General features: G+C 41.2%; 12 protein-coding genes. 3 read left to right on the plus strand and 9 right to left on the minus strand.

Features of this window, described 5'->3' with window-relative positions; genetic code table 11:
* Positions 1-66 precede the first annotated feature (66 nt).
* The 6 genes from G327_RS0110060 to queF form a co-directional block, all read right to left on the minus strand.
* The gene (locus G327_RS0110060; protein ID WP_026339293.1) at positions 67-1,797 is read right to left on the minus strand and encodes a hypothetical protein; all 1,731 of its coding nucleotides are present in this window, start codon (positions 1,795-1,797) and stop codon (positions 67-69) included.
* Positions 1,798-1,957: 160 nt separating this feature from the next.
* Positions 1,958-2,746, minus strand: a complete 789-nt coding sequence (gene xni / locus G327_RS0110065) for a flap endonuclease Xni (RefSeq protein WP_026339294.1) — start codon at positions 2,744-2,746, stop codon at positions 1,958-1,960.
* Between the two features lie 89 nt (positions 2,747-2,835).
* On the minus strand, positions 2,836-4,188 hold the full coding sequence (gene ppnN / locus G327_RS0110070) for a nucleotide 5'-monophosphate nucleosidase PpnN (protein WP_019614647.1): 1,353 nt from the start codon (positions 4,186-4,188) through the stop codon (positions 2,836-2,838).
* A gap of 435 nt (positions 4,189-4,623) precedes the next feature.
* Complete coding sequence (locus tag G327_RS0110075) at positions 4,624-6,081, minus strand: GGDEF domain-containing protein (RefSeq protein ID WP_019614648.1); 1,458 nt, start codon at positions 6,079-6,081, stop codon at positions 4,624-4,626.
* Between the two features lie 91 nt (positions 6,082-6,172).
* Complete coding sequence (locus G327_RS0110080) at positions 6,173-8,413, minus strand: tetratricopeptide repeat protein (protein ID WP_019614649.1); 2,241 nt, start codon at positions 8,411-8,413, stop codon at positions 6,173-6,175.
* Between the two features lie 12 nt (positions 8,414-8,425).
* Positions 8,426-9,283 (minus strand): NADPH-dependent 7-cyano-7-deazaguanine reductase QueF, encoded by an 858-nt coding sequence (gene queF, locus G327_RS0110085; RefSeq protein WP_019614650.1) that lies wholly within the window; start codon positions 9,281-9,283, stop codon positions 8,426-8,428.
* A gap of 103 nt (positions 9,284-9,386) precedes the next feature.
* On the opposite strand from queF, the gene syd reads away from it, so the two are divergent.
* The 3 genes from syd (at position 9,387) to G327_RS0110100 (ending at position 11,037) form a co-directional block, all read left to right on the plus strand.
* A complete protein-coding gene (syd, locus tag G327_RS0110090) occupies positions 9,387-9,941 on the plus strand; it encodes a SecY-interacting protein (RefSeq protein ID WP_019614651.1) in 555 nt (184 codons plus the stop codon).
* 447 nt (positions 9,942-10,388) lie between these two features.
* Complete coding sequence (gene ubiK, locus G327_RS0110095; RefSeq protein WP_019614652.1) at positions 10,389-10,652, plus strand: ubiquinone biosynthesis accessory factor UbiK; 264 nt, start codon at positions 10,389-10,391, stop codon at positions 10,650-10,652.
* 1 nt (position 10,653) lies between these two features.
* On the plus strand, positions 10,654-11,037 hold the full coding sequence (locus G327_RS0110100) for a DUF2750 domain-containing protein (RefSeq protein ID WP_019614653.1): 384 nt from the start codon (positions 10,654-10,656) through the stop codon (positions 11,035-11,037).
* Positions 11,038-11,128: 91 nt separating this feature from the next.
* Here the strand turns inward: G327_RS0110100 and rraB are convergent, their stop codons facing one another.
* The 3 genes from rraB to parC are packed head-to-tail and all read right to left on the minus strand — an operon-like array spanning position 11,129 to position 14,548.
* The gene (rraB, locus tag G327_RS0110105; protein WP_019614654.1) at positions 11,129-11,494 is read right to left on the minus strand and encodes a ribonuclease E inhibitor RraB; all 366 of its coding nucleotides are present in this window, start codon (positions 11,492-11,494) and stop codon (positions 11,129-11,131) included.
* Positions 11,495-11,521: 27 nt separating this feature from the next.
* Positions 11,522-12,265 carry a 1-acylglycerol-3-phosphate O-acyltransferase gene (locus G327_RS0110110; protein WP_019614655.1) on the minus strand — a complete coding sequence of 248 codons (744 nt, stop codon included), beginning with the start codon at positions 12,263-12,265 and terminating at the stop codon, positions 11,522-11,524.
* Between the two features lie 15 nt (positions 12,266-12,280).
* Positions 12,281-14,548, minus strand: a complete 2,268-nt coding sequence (gene parC / locus G327_RS0110115; RefSeq protein WP_019614656.1) for a DNA topoisomerase IV subunit A — start codon at positions 14,546-14,548, stop codon at positions 12,281-12,283.
* Positions 14,549-14,605 lie beyond the last annotated feature (57 nt).

Here is a 14,605-nt window from a genome sequence, read left to right on the forward strand (position 1 = left end):
AAAAGCCCTTCAGTAAGCTGAAGGGCTTTTTTACTCTACTCAGCATTAAGCCGAAAAATCAGTTTGTTATTTTTCAGATACTTTACTATTTATATAGTAATCAAACACTAAGCCCTGATCGCTTATATCAAAGCCCATTTTCATTCGAGCATCGTAATCCATTAGGAACATCGCTTCTTCCGGTAAAGGTTCACCGGTTAATTCAGCTGCCGTGACAATTGGTGCAAACATTTTCTTAAAATCAAATGAAAAGTTATAAACACCATTCTTACTCAATTTCTCAGAGCTTAGGTTTTCTACTGCTTTTTGGCCTTTCTCTCCATTATAGATAACTAAATGATTACCTTTTATGGCTAGTTTCGGTGCAATATTTAACTGTGCAGGAATAGGGAATATGCCGCCAAGTTCGATCGGCTGGCTGGTGCTGCTTAATTGAATATGCTGGAATTCAGGACTGAACATCTTCATTGAATTAAACAACAGTTCAGGGTTGTCCGAGGAGACGCTAAACAGGGCATCTAAGTTTTCAATCATGGGGTCACCATTGATCTGACTTATGGTGTAATCAAGCACTGCTGTACTAATCCCTTTAACGCCGTTAGCTACATTAGCCCCCATACTGAGCATACCGATTGACTCGCCGGACTGGCTTATTTCTGCCTGCAGCTCAGCTAAAGGTGCACAGGTATAAGTCGGGGTCTGCAGATCGCTCCAGATATCGGTCAGAGAGCCGGCTAACAGGCTGACATCGATTCCCAGTCCCATAGCAAATACATTGTTTTCAACATCTGCAGTGTATTCTGGAATATAACCACGAATTGTTTTTAATGCATCTAAGACTGCCTGGTTTTTACTTTCAATTATGGTATCCATTTCCAGGGTTGATTCTTTCTTATTAATATCTAAGTTAGTATAACCAAACACCGTGCGCGGCCAGTTTTCTGCTATAGAGTTGAAGTCACTGGCGCATTCCGCCGTCTGAATTGCTGCCAGCGGTCTTTCTTCACCGAAGTAAGCTGCTAGAGAGTCAAGCTGACGAGCCAGCTGGTTACCGTCACTGGTGGTTAAGGCTTTGATGATTTCAATATGATTGATAAAACCGACACTTGCGCTGTCAAAGTTATATTTTTTAATTGTTTGTTCAATAACACCTGATTTTGCCAGCGAATCTTCAACTGGTGTTAATCCCAGTGCAGTGCTCAATAATGCTTGGTTGTTGAAAGAAGTGTTCAGAGTTAGGGTCAGCAGTCCTCTATCCTGAGCAATGATCAGTTCAACTTTCTGCTCATCTGAATCATCACTTAGCTGATATGCGCGGTAATTTACTGTCTGCAGTGTACCTTTAGTGTGAGTGAAACCTGATTCTAATTCACTTTTGTCCAGTAAATCCCAGACAGCCTGCGGATTTTCTACCTCAATCTTCATGACCGGCATTAAACCTAAAGTATAAAAATAGGCGCGCAGTTCTTCAGGAAAACCGAATGTTTTTATCAGCAGGTCAGCATCTTTAATACTGTTTTGATAGGTTTTAAAAATATTCAGGAAAAAGTTAACTTTTTCTGTGCTTTCTGCATATAGCTCATCGAACATTTCATCACTGTTCGGAGTGGACATAACGGGAGCGGATGCAAGGTAGTCTTTGAGCGGAAAAGGTTCAAGCTGGCCGGTAAAAATCGGTGTATCAGCAGGAACGTAGTCGAGTACGTTATACGCTGTAGATGCACTTTGCTGATTGATAAAATAGGCTCCGGCTGCTCCGGCTGCCGCTACGGCTGCGATGATTAGTACTTTTTTCAAGTGATTCCCTCCAGTAGGTAATATAATGCCGGCCTTATTTTTTATTAGCCTCTCTGCGAGCAGGGCTTTATTACACTGCTGCAGAATTATTTTACCTAAAAGGCAGGTAATGGCCATTTAAAAGTTATGTTTTTATGATTTAATGTTGTGCCGTCACTGTTTAAGGCTTTTTGGGAGTATAACGCAGATCCTTAAGATTAAACCCCAGTTGGATATGTTTTTTTAATGTCACCAGCTGTTTGGCTAGTAATGCTGGTTTTTGTGATGTCAGCAGCTTAGTTAAACGCTTATCCTGCAGATTCTCCGGCTGTTTGAACATATTGTCTAAGCAGTTAAACTGCTGCAGTAGTGTTAATGCTCCTTTGGCCCCTATTCCTTCTACGCCTTTGATAGCACTGCTGGAAATTCCGGTAATAGCCCAGTAGTCGCATAGCTGCCCGGCAGATAAGCCCATTTTATTTAATACTCTGTGCTGATCCGTATAACTGTTGGTAAAGTAGTCATAAATAATAATTTGTGAATTAAGCAGCTGATAGAAACCTTTGTCAGTAGAAACGATAATACAGCGTTGTTTTTTCTGAGCGACTTTATCAGCAAGGGTGGCGATTAAATCATCTGCTTCGTCAGTTTCTGTTACTAAGGAATCTACGCCTAATTCAAAAAACAGATCTTGAATCTGATTTAAGCTTTGTTTTAACAGTTCTGGAACGGGTTTTCGTCCCTGTTTATATTCAGGGTAAATCTGATGGCGCCAGCTTGGGGCATGATTATCAAAAACACAGATAACATGGCTGGGCTGATGTATCTGCAGTAATTTTTTCAGTGCATTACATGCTGTTGTCTGCGCGGCAATCACTGCCGCCTGTGTCTGGCCAAGCTGTTTTTCCTGCACAGCATAGATACGGCGGATAAGGTTCATCGCATCGATAATTAAGAGGGTAGATGTCATGTCAGCAGATAATATTATTAATAAAGAAAAGAAAGTATTATATGCCTAAACGGTCTGAAGTGTTATGTTCAGACCGTATATAGTTTGTTTTAACTGATAATTTTATAGCAGGGGGTATAAACGGTGCCGGGAAGTTTCATGCGCCCCTGTTCAATAAAGCTTTCTAATAAACGGTCAACTTTTTCCATTAGTACTTTCTCTCCTTTTATCTCAAAGGGGCCGAATTCTTCAATGGACTTGATACCGTCATCTTTTACATTACCGCCGACAATACCGGAAAAAACACGGCGCAAATTAGAAGCGAGTTCCTCAGTCGGCTGCTCACTGTGCAGTACTAAGTTAGACATGTTTTCATGGTTAGGAATGAACGGCTGCTGAAAGGGCTCATCAATTTTCAAAGACCAGTTATATGAAAAAGCATCACCGATTGCCCGCCGGTATTCAGTCACTTTTGTCATTGATTTTTTAACGGTCTGCGCCACTAAAGGGGCATTCGCAATAATAATTTGATAGTGCTGGCGCGCCTCTTCACCAAGGGTATCGCTGATAAACTGATCGATTGCCTGGAAATAGGCTCTGCTGTTTTCCGGGCCGGTTAAAATAATAGGTAACGGCTGACGTTTATTTTCTGGGTGCATCATGATTCCCAGAATATAAAGCAGTTCTTCCGCAGTTCCCGGACCGCCTGGAAAAATAACCACACTGTGTGCAATACGTACAAAACCTTCAAGACGTTTTTCAATATCGGGTAAGATAACTAATTCATTAACAATAGGATTCGGCGGTTCGGCTGCTATGATGCCTGGCTCGGTAAGGCCGATATAACGCCCGCCGCTTACCCGCTGTTTAGCGTGTCCGATTGTCGCTCCTTTCATCGGCCCTTCCATGGCTCCCGGGCCACAGCCTGTACATATATTGAGTGCCCTGAGCCCTAGCTGGCTGCCGACTTCACGTGTATAGTAAAATTCCTCATTATCAATTGAGTGTCCGCCCCAGCAGACCACCACATTAGGCTCTCCGCCTGGTTTGAGAATATTAGCATTGCGCAGAATTGAAAAAACTAAACTGGTGATCTGGTCGCTGTCATTCTCATTATACTCTGGAATACGCAGCTGCGAGTTTACATAAAGCAGATCGCGTAAAACGGAAAAAAGATGCTCTTGAATGCCTGTGATCAGCTCTCCGTCAATAAATGCTTCCTCCGGGGGGTTATGCAGCTCAATTTTTACACCTCTTTCCTGATGTAATACATTAATGTCAAATGTTTTGTATTTTTCTAGAATCTCTTTACTGCTGTCGGTATGGCTGCCGCAGTTAAGCACAGCCAGTGAGCAGTTACGAAACAGGTGGTAAATATCGGAGGTTGCGCTTTCTTTTAACTGATTGACTTCGAGTTGAGATAATAAAGCCATACTACCGACCGGATTAATGCTGGTTATCATAGGCTCTCCTTGCCGTGAGTTTGAAATAAAAAGATGCCGAATTGAGTGTTTAAAAGCTTTACAGCCTGGAAAGTGGCTTATAGAGAGGTAAATAGCAACACAGCATTTCTAACTTATTAGTATACCCATATTACTTCAATATGCTTTGTCAGGCACTAGCTCGGACAGCAGAACAAGGAGCAGCATGAGATAATGGTATTCCCTTTTTGATTGTTGCAACGCAGATCTGGTTTTCGAGCTAGCGCCCCGTAGGGCAAGACAAACTGCACCAGTCTGCGTTGTTATAAAATTTCTATGTAGAATAACTATACTTCAATTTTATGCCTAGCATCTCGGCACAGTTTCCCTTGCTGACTTTGCATCTTGAAGTATTATGGGTATATATAAGCATAATATAGATATACAGAGTTGCCATTTTATTTTATGGCTGCAGGGCTATTGTTTTTCAAAACAGACAACTTGATTGCGGCCGCTGCTCTTGGCGTGGTATAGCGCCTGGTCTGCTCGTTCAAATGCACTGTCTATATCATCTGCAGGAGTAAAAGTCGTGCAGCCGACAGAAATAGAAATACTGATATTGTTCTTTTTAAATTTAAACGGAATCGTTTTTATTATTTTACACAGTTTTTCAAGAGTGATTTGTGCTTGTTCTTTGTTTATTTCCGGCAGTAGAAGCGCAAACTCTTCGCCGCCGTAGCGGGCTATAAAGTCGGTATTGCGCAGTGATTTTTGTAATGTCTGGGCAATCACATTCAAGACTTTGTCTCCAGCTAAATGCCCGAAACTGTCATTGATTGATTTAAATTTATCAATATCAATAATGGCAATATTAAGCGGGTGCTGATAACGCTGGTAGCGGGTAAACTCAATCTGAATGCGTTCGCTCCAAGCTGCTCGGTTAGGAATTTTTGTTAAGAAATCCACATGCAGCTGCTTGCTCTGCTGCTTAAGGGTCTGCTGATAATTTTTAGTTTCGCTCTGCAGCTCTTTTATCTCTCTTACCATTCCTTGAAAACGCTGTCTGACCTGTGTTTCTTTCTGCTCTTCTTTAGCATTAATCATCTGCTCGACATTCTCGACATATGAGAAAATATGCTTTCTTAGTGCATCCAGATCTGTTGCGTTTTCAGTTTCTTTTTTAAGCTGGGCAGACTTTTTCTGAATCGATTTAACACAGTTATCCTGCTCGGCAAAGGTTATTTCAGCCTGTTTGATATTGTTGGAGAAATTTAGATAAAACTGGGTAAGGCTGTCATTCAGCGTGTATAGAAAGTGACGGGACGAGCGTCGTTCTTCTCGTGTGCTGTCGATAATAATCGCAATAATCGTTAAACAGTACTGCGGTAGTTCAAGGGGGTTCGTTTCATCGGCTATTTTTCTACGAATGACATCGAGTTGTTTAACATGGGGCTGTGCAATATCTAGATCAAGAATCAGCTGCTGTAATTCATCACAAACATCTTCAAATTCCGGGGGAACACCAGTACTGTTAGTGTTTTTATTCTTATCTAACTCAATAACAACCCGCTGGTATATCTTAATGATATTGGTGAGTTCAGCGTGGTGCTCAGATATTGTATAAGGCTGCTGAATATGTTTTGACTGTTCAATTTTATCATTAATTGAGTCTGATAAAGTAGACAGCTTCTGCAGCTGCAGCTGCGATTGAGTCACAATTAAACGGCCTTCAGGCAGACTCTCTTCAATAAAAGGATCACTTTCCTGTAACTGATCCAGACACTCTTCATACAACTCACTGACAGCTTTATCGGAAGGAGTATTGTGCAGTTTTTTTAAGAAGCTTAACTGATACTTGTCAAATGCTTTATCTTGTCTGGCAGTTCTTTTTAATAACTGTTGCAGCAGCTTTAAAACAGCTATCGGGGCGGTCATATTGTTATTCCATTTTAATTTTTATGTTCTGAATTATCATTAACTTTAGTCAGGAGTGCAAGCCTGCCTTTGAAAAGATCACAAAAATGGGTTATTTATCGAGTTCTGGCCATTTTATTAGATGATCATTATGGCTGCTGTTAATTTTGACTATACCTTTCTTGATAGCGGTCTGACCTAATACCCATAAATCTCCATCAAAAAATGCCGGCTGTAAATTATCGATGGCGAACAGCTCAACCCAGCTGCTTTGCTTTTTAGACTCACGAATCTGACTTGCTCCGAAAAGCGCCAGGCTGCTTAAATTTAAAATGCGGGTCGGGTTGATGGCACGGCTCGCATTATTTAAGAACGGGAAAGCCACCAGTCCGATTGAAATAGATTTCTGCAGATTATGCCTTTCGGCAAAAGAGTTAAAAAACTGTTCTATTTTCTGTGCAAACAGGGCCGCGTTCTGATGTACTTTCTGTTCACTGATAAAGAGTATCTGATTATCTCTAATTTGAAAAATCCCTACACTGCTGCCGAAATATATCTGCAGTGCTTCACCGAGTTTCTGTTCAATTTTATCAGCCGCCAGGATACCAAACAGTTCGTTCAAGCTGTTTAAAAAAGGTACATTTACTAAAGCATAAAAGAGCGGATTGCCACGGTAAAAGTAATTAAAATGATTAGTATCAGTTTGTTGTGACGGAAGTTTGGTACGAATATGAGATGCCAGTTTTTGTCGGGACAATTCATTCTGCTTCTGAAGCTTTTTATTATTAATTAAAGTATAAAAAAGAGCACATGCGGCCAGGATAAATAATGCAAACAAACTGTAAGTAAAGGCCCGAAAACGGTTGCTGTTTTTTTGTAATTCTGTATTTTCATTTTCTAACTGCTTCTGCTGCTGCGTTTGTTCAAACAGCTGCAGCTGCTCGGTGATCTGCAGCTGCTGCAATCTAAATAAACGTTCTTTTATGCGGTTCTGCAGTGAATGGAAATTTTTAAAGTGCAGAATAGCTTGTTCATGATTGCCGGTTATTTCATAACTTAATGCCAGCTTTTCAAAGGCTTTTACGCGTAGAGAGTGATACTTTTCAGTTGACAGATATAATACCTTTTCCAGCTGTAAAATAGCTAATGCAGGATCATCATTAACTATATTTAACTGCGCAAGCATAAGCAGGCTTTCTATCTGCTGGCGGGGTTTATTAAGCTGGGTAAAGTGGTAACGGGCATTTTGTAAATATTTTTGTGCTAACTCTAAGTCTTTCTGTTTTGTCTGTTCATTATTATTAGTGGCATAAGTCTGCCCTAATTCAAGAAAGACATGCGCGAGTAAATCACTTTTACTTTTGTTTTGAACTAATTCCAGGGCATTAAAGAGGTAGATTAAAGCCTGATTATTTTCTTTGTTTTTACGTTTTAAAATCGCTATTTGAATTAAGCTGTCTGCCTGTTTGATGGTGTTTTTGGTGTTCATATACAGTTCAACACGCTGACTGGCAAAATCTATGGCTCTGCTGAAGCGGTGTTTTTGCTGATACATATCCGCAATGCGGGTTTTTACCTCTCCGCTTAACTTTGTAAAGCCTTGTTTGTCGGAGAGTTTGTTCGCAGACATTAAAGATGAAATTGCCAGACGCTGCTGATTGATCTGTTCATAATAAATACCGTAATAATATGCCAGCCAGGCCTGCAGTCTGCTGTTCGGATTATTTTTTAATAATTCCTTGGCTTGTTCCAGCGCAATATTAGCATCACGATACTGATTGCTTTCTATAGATAATTTACTAATGGTAAACAGCAGGTTGATAGACAGATCTGTAGAGCCGTTAAAAGGTGACTGCTGAATTTTCTGCAGTGCTTCGTGCAGTGCAGACAGTAAAAATTGATTACTAAACTGCGGCCGTTCCTCTTCAGGGATTTCAAGTGCAAGGATATTTAATGTTCTTATCCGCGCAGTGAACAGATTCGAACTGCTGAGCAGAGGGGTCAATAACTGCAGAACCTGCGGATACTCTTCAATTTGGGCATAACAGTATGCCATTAATTGAGTAGGGAAAACGTAGTTTATCTGCAGACCGCTGCTTTTCTGCGAAGCCGCTTCTGTCTGTCCTTCAAGTAAATTCAGTGCGTCGGTCGGTTTATTATCAGGGTTCTTTACTTTGAGGTAGAGACTGGTTTTTTCAATACAATAATTTGGTGCGCTGAAACGCGCCTGAAAAGCATCTTTCAATGATACGGGAACTTTTGCATTACTCAGCTGCTGTGCTAAACCAGCATGGCTGAACAGCACGGCTGCAGAGATTAGCGCCGCGCGAATGTATAAACCAATATATTTCATAAAATCCGATTGTTACTGTCGAAGCAGGCGAACATTATTAATCGTGTTACTTTCTTGTGTTGCGCGCAGCGGGTTGATATCCAAACCGCCTCGGCGAGTATAACGCGCGTATACAGAAAGCGAATCTATTTGTGCGAATTTCATGAGGTCACAATAGATCCGTTCTACACACTGCTCATGAAATTCATTATGCTGGCGGAAGGAAATGAGATAGCGCAGCAGTTTTTCTCTGTCTAATTTTTTACCTGTGTAGGTGATTTCAACACTTCCCCAGTCCGGCTGACTGGTAATCAAGCAGTTAGACTTTAGCAGGTGTGAATATAATGTCTCGCTAACCGTTTCTGCTGAGCTGATATCCTGTAGATAACTGGTGGTAAACTGATAGTTATCGATTTCAATATCCAGATCATCAATACAGCTGCCGTTAAAAGTACCAAGTTTATCGGCAAACTGATCTAAATTACCGTTCAGCTCAACACAAACCGGTTTGTTCGCACATTTAGAAAGGTCTGCTGCTAATACTTTCTGTACTTCATCTATCGAGGCAAACTTAGTCTGATTAAAGCTGTTTAAATATAATTTAAATGACTTTGATTCGATTAAGTTATCGCTGTCGTGCGGAACTTTCACTACACCGACAGCAACAACCGGTTTTCCTTTGCTGTTTAACCAGGAAAGTTCGTAAATATTCCATAAATCAAAACCGACAAAAGGCAGATTATCGGCACTAAGCTGTAATTCATTGCGGTTTAAACTGCGCGGAACACCTTGAAGTAATGTGCCGTCGTATAAACTTTTGTATTCAGTTTTTTGACCAAGAGAAAGGTTTTTAAGTGCATCATGCTGATCGTAGAGTGGTTTATTATTCATATTTTTAACTTTTCATTTTATTTAAACAAGACAAGTGTTTTTGAGTCAGTACAATAAGAGTATCATGGATGTATTGTAACCAAACTATAGAAATATTCGAGCAATGAATCATACTACGCAAACACAATTATTCGATCTTTTTGAACGACATCAGGCGCTCTGGCAGGAAAAAAAACAGTCATTACCGCAGCTGGACTATGATCCGCAGTGGATTTCTCCATGTCAGGTAGGCGAAGTGCACGGAGATAAAATTGCATGGAGTGCATTAAAACATTCGGGCGCTGCTGATCTTAATAATATTGAACTGGCATTAGAAATAAAGCTTCATCCGAGTATTGTTGACTTGTTCTGCTCTGCTTACAGCGACTGTTTACCCTGTATGTTTCAGGAACACCCGATTGAGCTGATCCAGGTGTGGAATGAAGATGACTTTAAACTGCTGCAGGAAAATATGATTGCACACTTTATGATGCAGAAACGCTTAAATAAACCTGCTTCTATGTTTATTGCCAGCTGCAGCGATGAGATGCAGATTATTTCTATATTAAATGACACGGGGCAGGTACAGTTAGAAACCTTAGGTAAGGGGCAGGAAGCTGTTTTAGCGGAAAATCTGGCTGATTTCTTAACGCAGCTGCAGCCGGTTATTGTTGAGTGATATCTGCCAGCCGGCGGTTAATACCCGTTACCAATCAAAATGCATTTATCAGTCGCTAGCTCGGACACTAAGACAAGGCGCAACATGGTGACCTTTCGAGCGATTAACTACGTTAATCCTCTGTCGGTAAGATTAAAATAAAGACTTTAATCTTTAAATGGCTAGTCCTTATCAAATGTTGCAACGCAGTATTGGTTTTCGAGCTAGCGACCCGCAGGGCAAGCCGTAAGGCAAACATTTTCGTTGTTGTGAAGTCTCGATTTAACCCGTTAGATCTTCACCTTCACGCCTAGAACCTGTTCACCTCACGACTTGCTGATTTTTGCATCTTGAATGATAACGGGTATATAAGTTTAATGTTATCTTTATCGCTAATAACTTTTATTTAACATAGAAATTAACCGATGGCAGGTTTACAATACGCCCTCAAATTTAAGGAGCCTAATCATGTTTAACCCTCAAAAATTAGAAGAGATCGCCAAACAGATCAGTGATGCGATGCCGCCTGGTGTTAAAAGTTTCGGTGAAGAAGCAGATCGTAAAATCAAACAAATATTACAGGCGCAACTGGGTAAACTAGATATGGTCAGCCGTGAAGAGTTTGATGTACAGACACATGTGCTGCTGCGTACACGTGAAAAGCTAGCTGAAATGGAAGCTAAGTTCGCTGAACTGGAAAAGAAATTAGATCAAAAGAGTATTGAGAAATAGTATGAAAGAACAGTATTTAAAAAATGCAGAAATGTTTGTTGATCAGGTAACCAAGCAAGATGAGCTGTTTGGTTTATTTGATGAGAATGAAGGCTGGGCAAACTGCCATGCCCACGATAATAAAGATGCAGCCGCAGTCTATCTTTTCTGGTCTGAGCCTGCGCTGGCAAAAAAACTGCAGAATGAAGAGTGGGCTGATTATAAAGTTGAAGCGATTTCGCTTTCTGTATTTTTAGAATCCTGGTTAGACGGTATGCAGAAAGAACAGGTTTTTGCCGGTGTTAACTGGGATGAGAATCTATACGGTTTAGAAATTGAAGCGATGGTATTAAAGAACTCTTTAATTGAAAAAGATCTGGAATTAAGTAAACAAGATTCTGAATAATTTTATTGAGTCTGTAATTAGCGCTACAAAAAAGCCCGCTAAGTATACCTAGCGGGCTTTTTTGTTTGATATAAATAATCAATATGAGTATTTACTCTTCCGGGTAAGTTCCCCAGCCGTCATAATCGATAGAAAAAGACTGCGCTAAAGTAAGCAGTTTTTCAACATCTTCCATAATCGCTTCTTCATCTAAGTTCATTTCGATAACCACATCAAAACTTAAAATAATTTCCCCGTCTTCCAGCTCTAATTCTTCAGGGTCTGTTACTTCATAGCCCTTTTTAAAACAGGCTACCGCTGCTTTTTCTAAGACATCAAAATCGGTGCAGGAAAGGTGATGCTCAATCATATAAACAGCATCCGGATTACTGCCGTCTTCTAAAATAGCTTCAACGATTTCTTCTGTTTCTTCACGAAACTCTTCTAATAATTCTTTTAAATCTACTGTTTGTTCCATTATATATTCCTATTTCGTAAAGCAGTGTTAACCGCAGCAGTCAGTATTGTTATCAGGACGTTTTGCTTCTTTATTCAGTTGTTCAAATTTTTCCAGCATAATCGCACGTGAGTCATTCATTAAACGACGGATTTCACGTTTTTTATATAAGGTGATATCAATCGGCTCTAACATCTCAACAATGACTTCGCCGTTATCCCAGCGGTTTAGTTTTATCTGGCCATGGGTATCAGAAACAACTACAGGTACGACATTAACACCGGCTTGTAATGCGGTATGAAATGCGCCCATTTTAAAAGGCATTAACCCGCGTCCGCGGCTGCGAGTGCCTTCTGGAAATATCCATACACCGATATTTTTAGCGCGCATCTGTTCAACAACATCAGTAATAGTATTTTTGGACTTACTTTTATTATCGCGGTCGATCAGAATGTTACCGGTTAACCAGTAAATAATGCCGAAAAACGGTATCCATACCAGGCTTTTTTTACCGATCGTTACTGAGCCAGGCTGCACTGAAGCCGTTGTTGTAACCATGTCGTAATTATTCTGATGGTTGGCAATATACACAACTGAACCGTTATTTTTAGCACTTTCTGGAACACGCAGGGTGACCTTTAAACCCAAAATACGCGACATCTTGCTGAACAGCATAGCAAAGTGGTAGGTGTTCTTCGGGTTGCGCGGACTGAGCAGGCAGTAAAAAATAGAATACACACTCATCAGGATAACGCAGGCAATCACTAAGACTGCACGAATAATAAATAACATAATGTTAAGTTCTCTTTAGTTTTCTTGTTCTGGAATGATTACTTCAACTTTATCAACCCGCTGCAGTCCACGCGGCAGTTTGTTACCGCGGCGGCCCCGTTCAGCCTGATAATGTGCTAAATCACTCGATTTTAAAGTTAATTTTCGCTTACCTGCATGCAGTGTTACAGAGGCTGCTGCCGGTACAATGCGCAGCATAGTAACAAACTCTTCACGTTTAGTCGCTTTTGCCGTCATTATGTTGATCATTTTATTACCTTTACCTTTGCTCAGGTTGGGTAGACTGTTCACCGGGAACAGCAGCATGCGGCCTTCATTGCTGATGGTTAAACATAAGTCATCATCATTTTCACTGACTTTTTGCGGTGCCATTAACAGTGCATTTTCAGTCAGGTTGATCAGGGCCTTACCGTTTTTATTACGGCTGTTGATGTCACTGAATTTGGCGATAAAGCCGTAACCATGGTCGCTGCTGATAATATACTGGTCATTGTCCTCACCCATCAGTGTGCACACAAAAGGCACGTTTTCATTTTGATTAAACCGTCCGGTTAAAGGCTCTCCTTGAGAACGGGCTGACGGCAGTGAATGCGCATCTAATGAATAAGCGCGCCCTGAACTGTCGATAAAGATACAGCTTTGATTGCTTCTGCCCTGTGTACTGGTGAGGAATTCATCTCCCGCTTTGTAACTTAACGTCTGCGCGTCAATATCATGGCCTTTGGCTGATCGCACCCAGCCCTGACTTGATAATACAATAGTGACGGCTTCACTGGGCATCAGCTCTTTTTCTGTTAAGGCTTTTGCTTCAATACGTTCGATCAGCGGTGAACGCCTGTCATCACCATATTTTTCTGCATCCGCTTTAAGTTCTTTTTTCACCAGTGTTTTTAAACGCCGCTCTGAGCCTAATAACTGTTCCAGTTTCTTTTGTTCGGCACTTAATTCATCCATTTCGCCACGGATTTGAATTTCTTCTAATTTGGCTAACTGACGCAGTTTAATTTCTAAAATGGCATGCGCTTGTGTATCTGAAAGCTCAAAACGCGACATAAGCTCGGCTTTAGCATTGTCATAGGTACGGATTATCTCAATGACTTCATCGATGTTCAGGTAAGCGGCTAATAGACCCTCTAAGATATGCAGGCGTGCTAAAATTTTATCCAGGCGGAACTGCAGACGACGGCGTACGGTTTCAGTACGATAAATTAACCATTCATTTAATATTTTAACTAACCCTTTTACCTGCGGACGTTTATCAAGGCCGAGCATATTGAGGTTAACTTTATGATTTACTTCTAAATCGGTTGAAGCAAACAGGTGATGCATTAGTGCTTCAATATCAATGCGGTTGGAACGTGGAATAATAACCAGACGGGTTGGATTGTCTCGATCTGATTCATCGCGCAGATCCGCAACCATCGGCAGTTTTTTATCCTGCATCTGTTTGGCGATTTCTTTTAATATTTTACCGCCGGAAACACGGTGAGGCAGGGCATTAATCACTATTTCGCCGTTTTCAACCTGGTATACCGCACGGCTCTTAAAACTGCCGCGTCCAGTTTCATAAATCTTTTTAATCTCACGATTCGGTGTGATGATTTCAGCCTCTGTTGGGTAGTCCGGTCCCTGTACAAATTCCATTAAATCCTTAAGCTCTGCTTTTGGATGGTCCAGCAGGTGGATACAGGCATTAGCAACTTCGCGGGCATTGTGCGGCGGAATATCCGTGGCCATACCAACAGCAATACCGGTGATACCGTTTAATAGAATATGCGGTAACCGTGCCGGTAATAACTCAGGCTCTTTCATGGTACCGTCAAAGTTGGGTTTCCAGTCAATGGTTCCTTGACCGATTTCTGAAAGCAATACTTCTGAAAAGGCTGATAAGCGGGATTCTGTATAACGCATCGCCGCGAATGACTTTGGATCGTCCGGTGCGCCCCAGTTACCCTGACCGTCAATTAACGGGTAGCGGTAGGAGAACGGCTGCGCCATTAATACCATCGCTTCATAACAGGCGCTGTCACCGTGTGGGTGATATTTACCTAATACGTCACCGACGGTACGGGCTGATTTTTTGTGTTTGGATAATGCAGATAAACCAAGTTCTGACATCGCATAAACAATACGGCGCTGTACGGGTTTCAGACCATCACTAATATGCGGCAGCGCGCGGTCCATGATGACATACATGGAATAGTTGAGGTAAGCGTCTTCGGTAAATTTAGCCAGGGGCAGTTGTTCTATGCCCTCTAAGCTTAAATCTAGTACATCACTCATGTTTAATGACCTTGTTTATCTTGTGATAGAAAAGGGGAGGAGTATAACGTAATTAAC

It is taken from the genome of Psychromonas ossibalaenae ATCC BAA-1528 (assembly GCF_000381745.1).
Taxonomy (GTDB): domain Bacteria; phylum Pseudomonadota; class Gammaproteobacteria; order Enterobacterales; family Psychromonadaceae; genus Psychromonas; species Psychromonas ossibalaenae.

Excerpts from the sequence above, each read along its gene's own strand:
- G327_RS0110100 (WP_019614653.1), top strand. The coding sequence starts at position 10,654 with ATGAAAGAACAGTATTTAAAAAATGCAGAAATGTTTGTTGATCAGGTA.
- ubiK (WP_019614652.1), top strand. The coding sequence starts at position 10,389 with ATGTTTAACCCTCAAAAATTAGAAGAGATCGCCAAACAGATCAGTGAT.
- rraB (WP_019614654.1), bottom strand. The coding sequence starts at position 11,494 with ATGGAACAAACAGTAGATTTAAAAGAATTATTAGAAGAGTTTCGTGAA.
- G327_RS0110080 (WP_019614649.1), bottom strand. The coding sequence starts at position 8,413 with ATGAAATATATTGGTTTATACATTCGCGCGGCGCTAATCTCTGCAGCC.
- syd (WP_019614651.1), top strand. The coding sequence starts at position 9,387 with ATGAATCATACTACGCAAACACAATTATTCGATCTTTTTGAACGACAT.
- parC (WP_019614656.1), bottom strand. The coding sequence starts at position 14,548 with ATGAGTGATGTACTAGATTTAAGCTTAGAGGGCATAGAACAACTGCCC.
- G327_RS0110110 (WP_019614655.1), bottom strand. The coding sequence starts at position 12,265 with ATGTTATTTATTATTCGTGCAGTCTTAGTGATTGCCTGCGTTATCCTG.
- xni (WP_026339294.1), bottom strand. The coding sequence starts at position 2,746 with ATGACATCTACCCTCTTAATTATCGATGCGATGAACCTTATCCGCCGT.
- queF (WP_019614650.1), bottom strand. The coding sequence starts at position 9,283 with ATGAATAATAAACCACTCTACGATCAGCATGATGCACTTAAAAACCTT.
- ppnN (WP_019614647.1), bottom strand. The coding sequence starts at position 4,188 with ATGATAACCAGCATTAATCCGGTCGGTAGTATGGCTTTATTATCTCAA.
- G327_RS0110075 (WP_019614648.1), bottom strand. The coding sequence starts at position 6,081 with ATGACCGCCCCGATAGCTGTTTTAAAGCTGCTGCAACAGTTATTAAAA.